At 63.4% G+C, this 15,947-nt stretch carries 15 protein-coding genes; 6 read left to right on the top strand and 9 right to left on the bottom strand.

Annotated elements, in window-relative coordinates; genetic code table 11:
• The first annotated feature begins 41 nt into the window (after nucleotides 1-41).
• The 4 genes from ENJ54_10655 (at nucleotide 42) to ENJ54_10640 (ending at nucleotide 4,044) form a co-directional block, all read left to right on the top strand.
• Complete coding sequence (locus tag ENJ54_10655; protein HFC10291.1) at nucleotides 42-1,007, top strand: ArsR family transcriptional regulator; 966 nt, start codon at nucleotides 42-44, stop codon at nucleotides 1,005-1,007.
• An 81-nt stretch (nucleotides 1,008-1,088) separates the two neighbouring features.
• Nucleotides 1,089-2,063, top strand: a complete 975-nt coding sequence (gene wtpA, locus ENJ54_10650) for a tungstate ABC transporter substrate-binding protein WtpA (protein ID HFC10290.1) — start codon at nucleotides 1,089-1,091, stop codon at nucleotides 2,061-2,063.
• Nucleotides 2,064-2,129: 66 nt separating this feature from the next.
• Nucleotides 2,130-2,927: an ABC transporter permease subunit gene (locus tag ENJ54_10645; GenBank protein ID HFC10289.1), complete on the top strand. Its 798-nt coding sequence runs from the start codon at nucleotides 2,130-2,132 to the stop codon at nucleotides 2,925-2,927.
• Nucleotides 2,914-4,044 carry an ABC transporter ATP-binding protein gene (locus tag ENJ54_10640; GenBank protein HFC10288.1) on the top strand — a complete coding sequence of 377 codons (1,131 nt, stop codon included), beginning with the start codon at nucleotides 2,914-2,916 and terminating at the stop codon, nucleotides 4,042-4,044. The genes ENJ54_10645 and ENJ54_10640 overlap by 14 nt, the downstream gene beginning before the upstream one ends.
• 135 nt (nucleotides 4,045-4,179) lie before the next feature.
• Here ENJ54_10640 and ENJ54_10635 read toward each other — a convergent pair whose 3' ends face one another.
• The 3 genes from ENJ54_10635 to ENJ54_10625 form a co-directional block, all read right to left on the bottom strand.
• Nucleotides 4,180-4,482 (bottom strand): hypothetical protein, encoded by a 303-nt coding sequence (locus tag ENJ54_10635; protein HFC10287.1) that lies wholly within the window; start codon nucleotides 4,480-4,482, stop codon nucleotides 4,180-4,182.
• Between the two features lie 10 nt (nucleotides 4,483-4,492).
• Nucleotides 4,493-5,146 carry a lactamase gene (locus tag ENJ54_10630; protein ID HFC10286.1) on the bottom strand — a complete coding sequence of 218 codons (654 nt, stop codon included), beginning with the start codon at nucleotides 5,144-5,146 and terminating at the stop codon, nucleotides 4,493-4,495.
• A 78-nt stretch (nucleotides 5,147-5,224) separates the two neighbouring features.
• Complete coding sequence (locus ENJ54_10625; GenBank protein ID HFC10285.1) at nucleotides 5,225-5,962, bottom strand: YggS family pyridoxal phosphate-dependent enzyme; 738 nt, start codon at nucleotides 5,960-5,962, stop codon at nucleotides 5,225-5,227.
• Between the two features lie 144 nt (nucleotides 5,963-6,106).
• Between ENJ54_10625 and ENJ54_10620 the strand changes: the two genes are divergently transcribed.
• Entirely contained in the window at nucleotides 6,107-6,868 is a 762-nt protein-coding gene (locus tag ENJ54_10620; protein ID HFC10284.1) for a response regulator transcription factor, read from the top strand.
• Here ENJ54_10620 and ENJ54_10615 read toward each other — a convergent pair.
• From ENJ54_10615 to secG, 4 genes are all read right to left on the bottom strand, one after another.
• Nucleotides 6,817-8,085, bottom strand: coding sequence for a site-specific DNA-methyltransferase (locus ENJ54_10615; GenBank protein HFC10283.1), 1,269 nt, complete (start codon nucleotides 8,083-8,085; stop codon nucleotides 6,817-6,819). The genes ENJ54_10620 and ENJ54_10615 overlap by 52 nt on opposite strands.
• Nucleotides 8,086-8,220: 135 nt before the next feature.
• Entirely contained in the window at nucleotides 8,221-9,474 is a 1,254-nt protein-coding gene (gene alr, locus ENJ54_10610; protein HFC10282.1) for an alanine racemase, read from the bottom strand.
• An 88-nt stretch (nucleotides 9,475-9,562) separates the two neighbouring features.
• Complete coding sequence (locus tag ENJ54_10605) at nucleotides 9,563-11,290, bottom strand: hypothetical protein (protein ID HFC10281.1); 1,728 nt, start codon at nucleotides 11,288-11,290, stop codon at nucleotides 9,563-9,565.
• Between the two features lie 14 nt (nucleotides 11,291-11,304).
• Entirely contained in the window at nucleotides 11,305-11,562 is a 258-nt protein-coding gene (gene secG, locus ENJ54_10600) for a preprotein translocase subunit SecG (protein ID HFC10280.1), read from the bottom strand.
• A gap of 52 nt (nucleotides 11,563-11,614) precedes the next feature.
• On the opposite strand from secG, the gene ENJ54_10595 reads away from it, so the two are divergent.
• Nucleotides 11,615-12,688, top strand: coding sequence for a hypothetical protein (locus ENJ54_10595; GenBank protein ID HFC10279.1), 1,074 nt, complete (start codon nucleotides 11,615-11,617; stop codon nucleotides 12,686-12,688).
• Between the two features lie 27 nt (nucleotides 12,689-12,715).
• On the opposite strand, the gene ENJ54_10590 is transcribed toward ENJ54_10595, so the two are convergent.
• Complete coding sequence (locus tag ENJ54_10590) at nucleotides 12,716-15,286, bottom strand: SMC family ATPase (protein ID HFC10278.1); 2,571 nt, start codon at nucleotides 15,284-15,286, stop codon at nucleotides 12,716-12,718.
• 132 nt (nucleotides 15,287-15,418) lie between these two features.
• Nucleotides 15,419-15,805: a hypothetical protein gene (locus ENJ54_10585; protein ID HFC10277.1), complete on the bottom strand. Its 387-nt coding sequence runs from the start codon at nucleotides 15,803-15,805 to the stop codon at nucleotides 15,419-15,421.
• Between the last annotated feature and the right edge of the window lie 142 nt (nucleotides 15,806-15,947).

Genomic DNA, 15,947 nt, shown 5'->3' with positions numbered 1-15,947 from the left:
TGGTAAACTTGGTTTAAGTTTCCCCTTAAACAAGTTTTGCCATGAAACAAGCCCTGCCACTCGCCACCTGGGAACAGACCCGTTTGCTCTCGGACCCGCGCCGCCTGCGCCTGCTGCGCTTGCTGATGGCGCGCCCGGCCACGCTTTCCCAACTTGCGCGGATGGTGGGGCAGTCGCCGGCATGGGTGCAGCATCATTTGCGGCGGCTGGAACGCGCCGGGTTGGTGCAGGCCGAAGGCCCGGCAGGGCGGGGGCGTCCGCGAACCTATCGGGCGACGGCAGGGGCTTTTGTGTTGCAGCGCCTGGTGTTGCCCGAGAGCACGCGCCCTACGGCTGTGTTTGCTGGAAGCCACGATCTGGCGTTGGAACGCCTTGCTAACCGTCTTGTGCCCCATCTGGATCTTGTGCTTTACCCGGTAGGCAGCCTGGATGGCCTGGTCAATTTGCGGCAGGGGTTGTGCCATCTCAGCGGTGCGCATTTGCTCGATGAAGACGGCTCGTACAACCTGCCGACGGTGCGGCGGCTCTTCCCGGGCGGGGGGGTGCGGGTGGTCACCCTGGCGCGGCGGGTGCAGGGGCTGATGTTTGCCTTCGGCAACCCGCATGGCATTCGTGGCCTGGACGATTTGACCCGCCCCGACCTGCGCTTTGTCAACCGCAACCGTGGCTCAGGGACGCGGGTGTGGCTCGATGCGCGCCTGCGGGAACGGGGCATTGCCCCGGTTGCAGTGCGCGGTTACGCGCGAGAAGTGGCTACCCACACGGCTGCGGCGCGTGCGGTGGCTGCCGGGGAAGCCGATGTGGCCCTGGGGTTGGAAGCCGCTGCCCGGGCGGCGGGGTTGGATTTCCTGCCGTTGTTTACCGAGCGCTTCGACCTGATTTTCCCGGAAGAGGCCACGCGCCCCCTGCTGCCTTTGCTGGAAGCCCTGCCTGCGGCCGAGTTCCGCCGCCTGGCTGGCGATTTGCCCGGTTACGACCTCGCCCCGGCGGGCACAGTGGTGGCGTGAGGGCTGCCTTTCCCCCCTGTGCCGGCTTTCAGGGGCAAGGATGGTTCGCAATTTTATTCTTGAAACGATGGAGGTTGCCCTGTGCGCAAGCGTTTTGTTGCCTTTGCTTTGGTTTTTGCCGGGTTGTTGGCGGCCTGCGGCCGTGCGCAACCCACCCCTGCCGCCGGTGATACACTTTCCGGCACGTTGACGATTTTCCACGCCGGTAGCCTGACGGTGCCCATTCAGCAGTTGACGGCTGCCTTTCACAAGCAGCACCCTGGGGTGGAATTTGCCACGGTTTCGGGTGGCAGCCGCACGGTGGCCCGCAAGGTGAGCGAACTCGGCCAGCAGGCCGATTTGGTGTTTGTGGCCGATTACACCGTGATTGACAACCTGCTCAAGCCCAGGTTTGCCAACTGGAACATTCGCTTTGCCACCAATGCCATGGTGATTGCCTACACCGACCGCTCGAAGTATGCCGACGAAATCAACGCCGACAACTGGTATCGCATTTTGCTGCGCGATGGGGTGGTGTATGGGCATTCTGACCCCAATGCCGACCCCTGCGGCTATCGCACGCTGATGGTGTGGCAACTGGCCGAGGCCTATTACAAGGTGCCCGGCCTGGCGCAGCAGTTAGACGACCACTGCCCCGCGGCTAACGTGCGCCCCAAAGCAGTGGAACTGCTGGCGTTGTTGCAGTCGGGCGATATGGATTATGCGTTTGAATATCTCTCGGTGGCGGTGCAGCATCATTTGCGCTATGTGGAACTGCCGCCGCAACTCAACCTGAGCGACCCGCAGTATGCCGATTTCTACGCGCAGGCGAAGGTGCAAATCAACGGCGCCAGGCCCGGGGAAACCGTCACCAAAACGGGTGCGCCGATTCTCTATGGCGTGACCATCCCCACCAACGCGCCGCACCCTGACCTGGCGGCGGCATTCCTGGCTTTTGTGTTGGGCCCGCAGGGGCAGGCGATTTTGCGGGAAGCCGGCCAACCACCGCTCACCCCCCCGGTTGCCGATGCTCCCGACAACCTGCCTGCCTCCCTCCGCCCGCTGGTTCAGCCGTAACATCCCGGCTTCCCGACTATCTGACTACCCGACTACGCAACTACGCAACTACGCAACTCCTTTCCCATGTCCCTTCCTGACTTCTTGAAACCCCGTAACCGCCTGCACCTGGCCTTTGCGTTGCTGGGGTCGGTGCTGGTGGCTTTCATTGCGTGGCCGTTGATGCGCACCTTGCTGGCTTCCTCGCCGGCGGTGCTGTGGCGCACCTGGCAGGAAAGCGAGGTCAGCGCGGCCATCTTGTTGACTTTTGGCGCTTCGGCAGCCGCGACGGGTCTGGCGCTACTTTTGGGCATCCCCTTGGCCTATGTGCTGGCGCGCGCCGATTTCCCCGGCAAGGCTCTGGTGGAAGCCGTGGTTGACATTCCGGTCGTTGTGCCGCATTCGGCCGCCGGCATTGCTTTGCTCATGGTGTTTGGACGCCAAACTTTCCTGGGTAAGTTGTTCGGCGCTGTCGGCATTCACTTTGTTTCGGCGGTGCCGGGCATTATCATCGCCATGCTTTTTGTCAGCCTGGCCTTTTTGGTCAACGCTGCCCGCGATGGTTTCCGGGCCGTTGACACCCGGCTGGAGGCCGTCGCGCGCACCCTGGGGGCTTCCCCCTGGGAGACTTTCTGGCAAATTACCTTCCCGCTGGCCTGGCGCAGCATCTTGTCGGGCATCATCATGATGTGGGCGCGAGGGCTAAGCGAATTTGGCGCGGTGGTCATTTTGGCGTATCATCCCACCGTGGCGCCGGTGTTGATTTTTTCGCGTTTTGAATCTTACGGGCTGGCCTACGCGCAGCCGGTGGCCTCGCTGGTCATTTTGATTTCGCTGGGTGTGTTCTTCGTGTTGCGATGGGTGGGGCGCGATGCACGGATTTGATGGTCAGAGCCTGCGCTTGGAGCACTTGAGCGTGCAGGCGGGAAATTTCCGCCTGAGCGACCTGACGCTGGAGGTGGCGGCAGGGGAGTATTTCATTTTGCTCGGCCCCACGGGGGCGGGCAAAACCGTGCTGCTGGAAACTATCGCAGGGCTGCATCAGCCGCAGGCAGGCCGCGTGCTGCTGGGCGGGGAAGACGTGACCGACGCGCCGCCGGAAACGCGGCGGGTGGGGGTGGTGTATCAGCATCATGCGCTTTTCCCCCACATGACGGTGGCTGAGAATGTGGCCTTTGGGTTGGCATTGCAGCGGCAGCCGCGCTGGCGGCGAGCCATGCCGTGGTTGGGGCGGTACACCCTGCGGCGCGAAGTTCGCAGCCCGGAGGTGACCGCCGCGTTGGAAATGCTGCATATTGCTCACCTGGCCGAGCGTTTTCCCACGCACCTGAGCGGTGGGGAACGCCAGCGGGTGGCCCTGGCGCGGGCGCTGGTCATCCGTCCCCGGCTGCTGTTGTTGGATGAGCCCCTCAGCGCCCTCGATCCCCAGCACCGGGAAACGCTGCGCGGCGAACTGCGGCGCTTGCATGCCGAACTGGGTACCACGGTGGTGCATGTAACGCACGATTTTGAAGAGGCGGTGGCGTTGGGCGACCGGATCGCTGTGTTGCACGATGGCCGCGTGGAGCAGATGGGCGCGGCAGAGGCAATTTTCCGCCGGCCAGCCTCCCGTTTTGTGGCCGAGTTTGTGGGCATGCGGAACATTTTTGCCGCCGAGGCCGAGCCTGGCAATGGCCGGGCTGCGGTGTTACGCACGCATGGCCTTGCCGTGGCCGCTGTGGCGGCGCGGCGGGGGGCCGTGCATTTTGCCATCCGCCCCGAAGACATCGTTTTGGCGCACCACCCGCTGGATTCCAGCGTGCGAAACGTTTTTCGCGGCCAGGTGACCGACGTGGAGCGGCGAGGCGCGCTCGCGTACGTGACCGTGGCTGTGCCTGCGGCGGAAGGCGAAGCGTTGCCTTTCGTGGCTGCCGTGACCACCCCCTCGTTGGAAAACCTTGGCTTGCGCCCAGGAAAGCCGGTTTGGCTGGGCTTTAAAGCCTCAGCGGTGCACGTGTTCTGAAAGTGGAGATGGCTTCGCCCCCTTCGATTGCCGCGCAGGGGGCTTGCTGTGCGAGACGCAGGGTGTGTTCCTGGTGGGTTAAAAACGAGCAGGGTGGGGCATTCCCACCCTGCTCGGGCGTTGCCTGGGGGCGCGTTACAGTTGAAACCCTTCACGCGCCGGCACAATTTTGTAGCGATAGTCGGTGACGTAGTCGCGCAATTTTTTTTCCAAATGTTGCCAGGCTTGCGAAGCAAGGATGTAGCGCGCCGCTTCGTATGAAGGCACCAGCGCCGCGGCCAGCACCTGCGGGCCTTCCCCGTAGGCGGTAAACCACGCATCGGTGGGTTGCAAGCCCAGGCGTTGCATCCCGGGCAAAAACTGCTTGATCAGAAACTCGAAATATTCGCGGTCTTTGTCGATGCGGATGTTCCAGGTCATCAGTACCTTGACTTCCACATCAACCTCCTCACGACGGTGCATTGGCATTTTCCAGCACCACGACTTGCAGTTCGTCGGGGATGCTGGAGCGTGTCACTTTGAGCACCGGCACCGGCGAGACCCCTTCCACGCCCATTTCTTTGAGGAAGCGCGTCACGCTTTCCAGTTTGGGGGTTGTGCCAGGGAGGTGGTAGTGCATGGGCACCACGATGGAAGGCTCCAGCACGCTGATGACCTCGGCGGCTTTTGCAGCGCTCAAGGCGCTGCCTCCGCCCACCGGCACCAGGGCGACGTGCACAGTGCCCAGGGCTTCGACTTCGGCCTGGGTGGGCACGCGGCGCATGTTCCCGAGGTGAGCGACCGTCAGGCCGTCGTAGTCGAACAGGAAAAGGGTATTGCGGGGCTGTTCGCCCTGGCTTTTGCCTTTTCCATTGGTGTGGATGGCTGTGATGAACACCCCGCCGATTTCGTACTCGCCGGGGCCGGTTAACACGTGCCGCACGCCACGGACGGCTTTGAGGTTGTTATGGCCGGGCGCGTCGGTGCTGATGGTGACGACGTCGGCTTTCAACTTCAGCGGCGGCAGCCCCACCGCGGCAGGATCGTACGGGTCGGCGACAATGGTCGTCATGCGCCGCTGGGTGAGGCGAAAGCAGGAATGTCCGTACCAGGTGATTTCCATGCTGCAATTATAACAGACCTTGGCCTGGCTGCCGGCGCGTAGCAGGGAAGGCTCGGTGGAGGCAGAGCGTTGCTGTCGCTACTTTTTCGGCGGGCGCGGGCCCAGAATGGCGGTGCCCACCCGCACGATGGTTGCACCTTCTTCCACCGCCACTTCGAAGTCGGCGCTCATGCCCATAGAAAGTTCATCCCACGAGGCTTGCGGGAAGCGGCGGGCGAGGAAATCGCGCAGGGCCCGCAGGCGGCGGAAATAGGGGCGGGCCGCTTCGGCCTGGGGGACTGGCGGCGGCACGGTCATCACGCCGCGTACTTCCAGGTGGGGGAAGGCAACGACGGCTTCCACATCGGGTAGCAGGGCTTCCCATTGGGTTTCGTCCCAGGCGGGCCAGCCAAACTTGCTTTCCTCGCCGCCAACGTTGAACTCCAGCAGCACAGGCAGCACTCGCCTGGCCTCTGCTGCCAGCGTTTCCAGCCGCTGGGCCAGTGCCAGCCTGTCCAGCGAATGCAGCATGTCGTAGTGGGAAATCACCAGCCGGGCTTTGCGTCGCTGCACGTGCCCGATCATGTGCCAGCGCACGTCGGGTTGGGTGATGACGGCCATTTTGGCAACGCCTTCTTCGGGGTAGTTCTCGCCCAGATCCCGCGCCCCTGCGAGCACGGCTGCCTGGGCCTTTTCCACTGGCTGCCCTTTGGTCACCACCACCAGCCGGACCGTTTCCGGCGCGCGGTGGACGCGTTGGGCCGCGGCGGCGATGCGTTCCAGCACGTGGGTGTAGTTTTCCCGAATGCGTGTGGGCATATCTGCTTGTTGAGCCATGGGGCACCTCGTTGGCGAAGGATGAAGCGGGCTGTGGCTTGATTATACGCCCAGTTGGGGGGCGGTTGGGCGGTTGGGGGGGGCTGGCGGCAGGGGGCATTCCCCCAAAATTCCTATCGCCGAGCGGCGGGCTTCCGGGTTATAATGGCAGGCACCCCACATGGGGATTTCCTGCTGTTCAGGGTTGCGATGGCTGCCAAGCGGAAGACGGACTATCAGATTTTGTGGATCGAGAACCGCCGCGTGCGGGTGCCGGAGTTTGTGCCCGCGCTGCGCAAGCGCGGTTACGATTTGCACGTTGTCTCGTCGGGCAAAGCCGCGCGCGAATGGTTGCACACCTTTACGCCCGACCTGGTGGTGCTCTACGCGGCGTCGTTTGGCACCAGTGGGTATCGCATTGCCAAAGGCTTGCGCAGCGTTGCCCCGGAAACGTTGCCCCTTTTGTTGATCGCTTCTCCCGAGGCGCCGCCCAAGGCCAATGCGCCGGTTTCTTACACGCTGACGTTGCCTTTCACCACCCGCAAGTTGCTCAACCGCATTCACCGCCTGTTGCCGAGCGAAGCGCAGTGGCACCGGGTGGGGGCTGTGGCGTTGGATGAGCAGCGGCGGGTTGTGCGTTGCCACGGGCGGGAGCACCGCCTGACGCCCCGCATGTTACGCTTGCTCAAAGTGTTCATGGCGCGCCCTCATCAGGTCATTCCCTATCACGACCTGTTCCGTGAGGTGTGGGAAACCACCTACCTGGGCGATATTCGCACGCTGCAGGTGCATGTGGCCTGGCTGCGGCGTGCGCTGGAAGACGACCCCCGTCGGCCGCGTTTTTTGGAAACTTTGCGCGGGGTGGGGTACCGTTTTCACCCCGATGGCAAGCCAGTGCCGGAGCCGGAAGGGGAAGCGGCTGCCTGAAAGAGCCATCCTTCTCCCCCTGTTGAGAAGAGACGCACCGCCCACGGGCGGTGTGTGGTGTTTAAGGGCAGGGCCGCGCGAGGCGGGTTCGTGCCTCGCAGCGGCCGCACGGCCTGCGCTGTGCTGTGGAAAATGCCGTCGGCCATGAAGCCGACTTCCCAGCCTTCGGCCTCGGCCAGGGCTTCGGGCGGCAGGTGCACCTGTCCAGCCTCCAGTCGCGGCTGCCATGCTTGGGGGAAAGGCTGCCACGGCCAGGTCAGGGCGGCGTCGGCTTCCACCGTGAAGGCCACGCCTTCCCGCATCAGCCGCAGCCGCGCCGTCTGCACGGCGCGCAGGGTGGCATCGGCGCAGAGGAAGCGCCGCCCCAACCGCGCCGCCACTGCTGCCAGCGTGCCCGAACCGCAGAAGAAATCGGCCACCAGGTCGCCTGCGTGGGAAGAAGCCAGGAGGATGCGTTCCAGCAGGGCTTCCGGCTTTTGGGTGGGGTAGCCGGTGCGCTCGTTGTGCAGCCGCGCCACCACGGGAAAGTACCACCAGTCTTCCGGCACTTTGCCGCGTTTCAGGTCGGGCACCTTGCCGAAACCGGCTTTGGGCGACGATTTGAAGGTCGCCACGGTGTTGGGGTGGTAGGGCACCCGCACCGCGTCGGCGTTGAAGGTGTAGGCTGCGCTTTTCGCATAGACAAGGATGGTGTCGTGTTTGCGGTTGAAGGCGCGGCGGATGGGCGAGGGGCCGTGATAGACCCACACGATTTCGTTGATCAGCCTTCGGGGGCCGAAAATTTCGTCGAGCAGCAGGCGGGCGTAGGGGGCGGCGTGCCAGTCCAGGTGCAGGTAGAGGGTGCCGGTGGGGGCCAGCAGGCGGTGCATCAGCACCAGGCGGGGGTAGAGGAAGGCAAGGTAAGCGTCCAGCGAAGGCCAGCGGTCGGCGTAGCCTTCGGCGAGTTGCCAGGTGTGGGGCTTGCGGGAATCCTCCCCGCGGCCGACGCGCGCCCGGTAGCGGCGGTTGGTAAAGAACGGCGGGTCGGCGTAAATCAGCGGGATGCGGCCTTCCCACCGGGGCAGCAGGGCGGCCATCAGGGCGAGGTTGTCGCCCCAGAGCAGGCGGTTGGCTTCGGGGACGGTGGCGGCTTCTGACGGCGCGACCACGCTTTCCACCTGCAGGTGGGCAGGCGGCGGCATGTGGAAGGTCTTGCCGGGGAAGGAAAAGGTGGGCATGGGGGAGTCAGGTAGTCAGATAGTCAGATAGTCAGATAGTCAGGTAGTCAGGGGCTTTTCCCAAATTTGCAGTTGCTCAGCCCTGCTGTGGGGGGAGTGTGGGGCAGTGGGGCGGGGTGTTGTTCTGCCCATCGTTCAATCGGTGCCAATCTGTGAAATCGGTGGATATTTTTCTGCGGAATCGGTGGTTCCCTTTTGCTCCTCGGGCAGGGCGGCGGCGCGGTGGGCCGGGCTGCCGATGTACACGCGGGGTACGCGGGTGTTGATGTTGGTCAGCACTTCGTAGGGAATCGTGCCCGCCCACGCGGCCAGGTCTTCCACCGTGATGCGCTCGCGGCCCTGTTCGCCGATGAGCACCACTTCGTCGCCGTTGTAGGCGGTTTCCCAGCCGATGTTCACCATCATCTGGTCCATGCAAATGCGTCCTACCTGGGGGTAGCGCCGGCCGCGGATGAGCACCTGCGCCTTGTTGGACATGGCGCGGAAGTAGCCGTCGCCGTAGCCCACCGGTAGGGTGACGATGCGGGTCTGCTTTTTCGGCGTCCAGGTCCAGCCGTAACTGACGGGGCGGCCGGGTTGGGTGACTTTGAAATACACGACGCGCGTCTTCCAGGTGAGGGCGGGGCGCACGGCCACCGTGCGGGGCACTTCGGGCGAGGGGTACACGCCGTAGAGCAGGATGCCGGGGCGCACCATGTCGAAAGTGGCTTCCGGCAGGCGCAGCACGGCGGCGGAATTGGCCATGTGGCGCAGGGGCGGGGGCAGGCTGCGGCGCTCGTAAAAGCGCAGCACCTCGTGGAAGCGTTCCAGTTGCAGGCGGGCGGAAGCGGGGTCGGCGGCGTCGGCGTTGGCGAAGTGGCTGAAGATGCCCTCCACCTGCACATGGCGGCTGTGCAGAGCGGCTTGCAGGAAGGCCTCGGCGCTGTAATCGTGCACGCCGATGCGCTCCATACCGGTGTCGATTTTGAGGTGTACCCGCGCCGTGGTTTTCAGCGCTTCGGCGGCCTGGTCGATTTGGGCGAGTTTTTCAATCGAAGAGGCCGTCAGTGTGAGGTCGTATTTGAGGAAGAGGGGAATCTGGCTGCCCCAGATGCCGCCGAGCACCAGAATGGGCGTGCGGATGCCTGCCTGCCGCAGCAGAATGCCCTCTTCCAGCACGGCCACGCCGAGGTAGTCGGCGCCGAGGGAAGCCATCAGCCGCGCCACCGGCACCAGCCCGTGCCCGTAGGCGTTGGCCTTGAGGATGGGCATGACTTTCGCCGGGGCCACCCGCTGCCGGATGGCGTGGAAGTTGGCCGCCAGCGCGTCCAGGTTGACCACAACCCGGGTGGGGCGCATCATGCCTTCTTCGTCCTGTGCCATCACGGGTGAAAAAATGTCGCCGTCCATGCGGTAATTGTACCGCGGGGTGCCGGGAAGCCAAAACCGCCGACCGGAAGGCGGTCGGCGGCGGGAGTGCAGGGGGGAACGGTGCAGGCTATGGTGCAGGGGTGGTGGTAGGGTTGGCTGTGACGGGTACGGCTTTGCCTTGCGCCACCAGGAACCACTGCGTCACGTTGCGGAAGCGGTCGCTCAGGTCGAACACCGGCCCGATGCGGATGCCGCCCACCTGCTCATCGACGGCGTAGGTGTAGACCGGGTAGAACAGGGGGAGGGCGGGGAGTTCTTTCTGGAAGAGTACCTGGAAGTTGTAGTAGAGTTTTTGGCGTTGGGCGATGTCGGGGGTGATGCGCGCCTGTTCCAGATATTCGCTCGCCCGGCGGTTATCCCACATGGTGTAGTTTTGGCCGTTGGTGGCCTGGCTTTGATGCCAGAAGGGGTAGGGGTCGGGGTCGGGCGAGCGGGTCAGGTCGAGGTCGACCAGCGCCACTTCGTAGGTGCGCGGGTCGAGGTAGTTGGCAATCAGTTTTTCGTAAGGCACGCCTTTCAGCGTCACCTTGACGCCCAACGCCGCCCAATCGTGCTGGATGGCCTGGGCCAGCGCGGCATGGTGGGCGTCGTCGGGGTAAACCAGGGTGAAGGCCAGGGGTTGGCCGTTCTTTTCACGCACATTGCCGCCGCCTGCCGGGATGACGAATTTGTCGTCTTTCAGCAGGCTGATGGCTTTGTCGGGGTTGTAGGGCGTGGGTTGCAGTTTGTCGTAATAGGCCCATGTGCCGGGGAAAATCGGCCCGGTGGCCTCGAAGGCTTGCCCGTCGAGGACGTGGTCGATCATCCAGCGGCGGTTCAGGCCGAGGTAGAGGGCGTGACGCACGGTCTTGTCTTGCAGGAAGCCGACTTCCTTGTTGCCCAGGTTGAACAACACAAGGGTCATCCGCGGCAGGCGGGTGGTGTAGAAGTTCAAGTTGCGTTCCCGCAGCGCGTCGGCCAGGATGTCGGGGGTGATGCGTTGAATGCCCAGCACTTCGCCGTCGCGATAGGCTTGCAGGGCTTCTTGGGCCGTGGAGTAATAGCGGAAGACCATGCGGTCAATGTAAGGCCGGCCTCCGAAGTAGTCGTCGAAAGCGCGCAGCGCGATGCCCTTGATCTTGCCGTTTTCTACCACCAGGTGGTCGAAACGGTAAGGCCCGCAGCCCACGGGTTCCAGGTTTTGGGGCGCGTTGACCATTTGCTCCGGCGGGATGTTTTCCCAAACGTGCTTGGGCAGAATGCCAAAGGTGAGGTAATCCAGGAAGGGGGCAAAGGCTTCCGGCAGACGCAGTTGCAGGGTGTGGGCGTCTAAGGCTTTGTATTTGACGGCTTTCCAGAGGGCGCGAATGTCGGGCGGCAGGGGGATGGCGTCGTTGCTCATCAACTGGATGGTGAAAATGACGTCATCGACCGTGACGGGCTGCCCATCGTGCCATTTGGCGTCTTTGCGCAGGGCGAAGTTGTAGGTGGTGCCGTCGTGCGAAATGCCCCACGATTCGGCAATGCCGGGCTGCGGCAGGCCGCGCGCGTCGAACACAATCAGGCTGCAATAGAGCAAGCGGTCGACATCGCGGTCGGGCTGGTTACCGCTATCCAGCAGCGGGTTCAGGCGGCTGATGGTGCCGATCAACGCCTCGGTGTACACGCCGCCGCGCTTGGGTGCCGGGGCGACGCTGCCGGGTGTCGTCGCGGGGGGCTTTTGCCCTAAAAGCAAAAAAGCCACCGCAATCGCTGCCATCAGTGCCAACAGCAACTGCCAGCGAAAGCGGCGGAAGAAACTGCTTTGTGGGGTCATGGTGAAGTCGGCGCCTACCCTGCCGCCTTAGAGACCAGCACCACCGCCAGGGTCAGCGCGAAGAACAACACGCTCAACGCGATGGTGAGGTGGAAGAAGGTCTTTTCCAGCCCGCGGCGGGCGCTGAACACGGTGCCCATATCCGAGCCGGTCAGCCCACCCAGCCCGGCGCCTTTGCTTTGCAGCACCACGATGGCGATCAGGGCAATTGAGGTTATAATCAGGGCAATATCCAGATAGGTTTCCAAAGCGTCCTCCTCGCTGCGTGACATCGCCTGTTTTCAGGCCACCCGATTATACCTTCCCCCCAAGGAATCGTCAAACATGCCTTCTGCCTGGCACGAAGCCATTATCGCTTTGCACATGCACACCCGCTTCTCCGATGGGGCGGGCACCCATCGCGAAATTGCCGAGGCTGCGCTGCGGGCCGGGGTCGATGCGGTGATTGTCACCGACCATAACGTTTGGGTGGAAGGCGCTGAGAAAGTCTATGTTCGTGACGGCCGGCGCGTGGTGTTGCTGGTGGGGGAAGAAGTGCACGACCCGACCCGCGAACCGCAGAAAAACCACACCCTGGTCTTCGGCGCGGGGCGCGAAATGGCGCCTTATGCCCATGATCCGGCCCGGCTGTTTCAGGCCGTGGCCCAGGCGGGGGGAATGGCCTTCATTGCCCACCCGGTGGACCCCGCTGCTCCGCTGGTGGGGGAGCCTGACATCTCGTGGGAAGCCTGGGACGCCGAGGGCTATACCGGTCTGGAAATCTGGAACGCGTTGAGCGAGTTCAAAGGACACCTCAAAACCCCCGTGCACATTCTCTTTTACAGCCTCTTTTTCCATCAAGTGGCGGTGGGGCCTTATCGGGAAGCCCTGGCCCGTTGGGATAGCCTGCTCGCGGCGGGAAAGCACGTGGCCGCGGTGGGTGGGGCCGATGCCCATGCCAATGTTTACCGGCTGGGGCCGCTGCGCTTGAGGTTGTTCCCTTACGAAAAGCACTTTCGCGCCATCACCACCCATTTGCTCCTTGCCGAACCGCTGAATGGGCGGCTGGAACACGACCGGCGGGTGATTTATGCGGCCCTGCACGAAGGCCGCGGCTTTGTGGGTTACGACCTGCCCGCCAGCACGCGGGGGTTCCGCTTTACGGCGACCGGTGAGCGCAGGGAAGCCACCATGGGCGAAACCTTGCCGCTCAATGGCGGCGTCACTTTGAAAATTCGCCTGCCGCGCAAGGCAGAATGCCGCCTCGTCCGTCACGGTGAGGTCGTGCAACGCTGGAAAGGGCGCGAAATTTGCACTGCCACTGTGACGAGCCCGGGGGCTTACCGGATTGAGGCTTACCTGCATGCCTGGGGGCGCCGCCGGGGGTGGATTTTTAGCAACCCGATTTATTTGCGCTGAAGGCTGAGCATGGGCTGAGGGGGGGCGTTATACCAGCACCACTTCCACTTGTGAACCGCGCGGGGTTTTGCGCACTTCGATGCGGGCAGGGAAGGCTTCTTTCAATTCCTCAATGTGGGTGATGACCAAAATCTTGGCGAAGTCGTCTTGCACGGCACGGATGGCTTCCAGCAGGCGCTGGCGGCCTTCGGCATCCTGGCTGCCGAAACCTTCGTCGATGACCAGCGTTTGCAGCCGCGCGCCGGCGCGATGGGCCAGGAGGCGGGCTAATGCCACCCGAATGGCAAAATCGACCCGGAAAGCCTCGCCGCCGGAATAACTTTCGTAATCGCGCTGGCCGTAGGCATCGCTGATGATGATGTCCAGCGTCTCTTTCATGTCTTTGCGTTTGACGTCTTTGTAAGGCGCCTGGGTGCGGAAGTGGACGTGCATTTGGCCGTCGGTCAGCCGCTCCAGAATGCGGTTGGCTTCCTCTTCCAGCAGCGGGAGGGCTTGCTCAATCAGCAGGCTGGGAATGCCGTTGCGTCCGAAGGCGGTTTCCAGGGTCTTGAAGCGCCCCACGTCGCGGGCGATGGCCTCGCGGCGGGCGTTGAGTTCTTCGAGGTTGTGCTTGTACTTGGCAATGAGGTGGGCCTGTTGTTGCAGGCCGCCGCGGGCTTTTTGCAGTTCGGCGATGCGCTCGCGCAGGTCGGCCAGTTTGCGCTCGGCCGTGGCGGTGTCGGGACTTTGGCTTTCGGCGGCTTGCAGTTGGCGGTAAGCCTTGGTGTGGCGGGCGCGTAGGGGTTTGAGTTGGGCCTCGAGGGTTTGAATTTGAGCGCGCAGGTCGGCGGTTTCCCGGTCGAGGTGTTGCAGCACCGCGCGCGCGCTTTCCAGCGCCTGCCATTCGGCTTCGGCGGTGCGGGCGGCTTCTTCGGCGCGACGGGCTTCGGCATGGGCGGCGGGGTCGTAGCCCAGTTCCCGCAGGCGGTCGTCCAGGGCTTTGAGGCGGGTGCGGGCTTCGCGGGCAAAATCGCCCCTTTCCAGCGTGCGGCGCAAGGTTTCCAGCCGCGTCTGGCCTTCTTTTTCCCACTGTTCGAGGGTTTCTTGCAGGGCTTGCCGGCGGTTGAGCAGGCTGCCGCGATGCTCAGCCAGGGCGCGGGCCTGCTTTTGCAGCCCCGGCAGCCGGGCGAGTTCGCTCTGGGCCGCGGCGTGCTCGGCGCGCAGGGCTTTGATTTCGTCGTTGACGGCCTGATAATCGGCGCGCAGGGCGTCGACTTGCGCCTGCCACTGGGCGAGGATGTCGGCTTTGTGGGCCTCGGTGAGCGGCTGGCCGCAGAGGGGGCAAGAGGGGGTGGTGACGCTTTCCAGCCGGGCGATGCGGGCTTTGAAGTCGTTACCTTCTTGTTTGAGACGGTCGCGGCGGGCCGCCAGTTCGCTGAGGCGTTGGGTGAGTTCGTCGCGGCGGCTCTCGGCGGCTTTGGCGGCTTCGATGGCTTTTTCGATTTCGCTCAGTGCGGCTTCGGCTTCGGCCAGGTCTTTTTCTACTGCGGTGAGGTTTTGGCGGGCCTCGGCGGCTTGCCGGGCTTGTTGCTCCAGGTGGGCCAGCGTTTCACGGTGTCTGGCTTCTTCGGCCTGGATGGCGCGCAGCAGTGGCTGGCGTTCCTCATCCAACGCACGGAATTTCTCGGCCTGGGTTTCCCAGCGGCTCAGTTCCTCGCGGGCGCGTTGCCATGCCTGATAGGCCGCGCGAATGGCGTCTTCGCGCGCCAGCAAGGCTTGAAGTTTTTCGTGTTCGGTTTCTCGCTCGGCGAGGCGGGCGGTGAGGTCGGTAAGGCTGGTTTTCAGTCGTCCGATCTGGGCTTCCAGTTCGCCTACCAGCAGGCGTTGTTGCTCCAAGGCCGCCTGGGCGCGGGCGTATTCCCGCAACAGGGCTTCCTGGGCCTCGGCGGCTTCGCTCAGGCGGGCGATGTCGGCTTCTACCTCGCGAAGTTGGGCCGCGATGGCGGCTTCGTGGGCAATTTCCGCGCGCATTTCGGCCATTCGGCCATCGAGGCGGTTGATTTCGGCTTCGGCAGCGCGGCGGCGCTCGGCGGTGGCTTCGCGGTAGGTCTCCCACACCCCCAGCCCTAAAATGCGCCCCAACACCTCTTTGCGTTTGCCCGGGCGTTCCCGCGAAAATTTGTCGGCTTCGCCTTGTAAGAAGAACGAGGCATGGATGAAGGTGTCGTAGTCCATGCGCAGCGTTTCTTCGATGCGGGTCTGGGTTTCTCGCACGCTGCCAGCGGTAAGGGGTTTCCAGGCACCGTCGGGTAGCCGCAGTTGGAATTCCAGCGTGGTGCTTTTACCCCGCGCGCGGGTGCGCTGCACGCGATAGATGTTTTCTTCGTAGGAAAATTCAAAGGAAACCGAGGCGGTAGCCTTTTCGGCAGCGGTGTTGATCACGCCGTCGCCGCGCTGGCGCGCCTGGCCGAAGAGCGCCCAGGTGATCGCGTCGAGCAGGGTCGATTTGCCTGCCCCGTTGGGGCCGCTGATGCAGGCTAAGGTGATAGGGGTGAAATCGACCGTGACGGGTTCGCGATAGGAAAGGAAGCCGGAGAGGGTGAGGGTGCGAGGAATCATGGTTGAAGGGGAAGGGGAATGCCGCGGCTACGGCGCGATTGCAAGAGGAAGGCGTGCCGAGATTATAGCGTATCTTGCTGGAATGTGGGGGAGGTAGGGGGCGCCGGGGCTTTATGGGGAAGGCGTGCAACGTCATGCGGAATGGGCTTGTTGCACCTTTTGCACGAAGGTTTCCCAATCGCGCTTGGCGGCCATGAACCTGGATGCCTGCACGCGCTTGACTTTGCCATTGGGAAGGCGGACGTAGACTTTGTTGTTCTTGATTTCTACATCCTGCAGCGAGTTGAATTCTATCACCTCTTTGGTGCCAACCAGGCTGTATAAGATGATGTTGTGGTCGTGTACTTCGAAGTAAGGCTGTGTGAGCAGCGCGATGCCGAAGAGAATTACCAGCCCTCCTGTGATCAGCGCGCTGCTGCCGTTTCCGTGGCCCAACAGGATCAGCAAGCCGCTGAGCGCCGGGAAGAAGCCGATAACCAGTGCGAGAATTCCCCACAGTTTGCGATGATGGATCGTCATGGTGGTGTCTCCTTTCACCTACTTTGAGTTGAAGGCGCAAGCACAAGCAGCGTAGGAAGGGTGCGCTTTGGGCTATATTGAGATGCCCTCACAAAGCCACGACAACCGCTTGAATTTTATGCCAGTTTGGTTATAGGTGCAA

Source organism: Chloroflexota bacterium (genome assembly GCA_011322445.1).
In the GTDB taxonomy this organism is placed as follows: Bacteria; Chloroflexota; Anaerolineae; order Anaerolineales; family DRMV01; genus DRMV01.
Note: the sequence above shows the minus strand (reverse complement) of the source record. Positions and strands in the feature narration are given on the sequence as shown.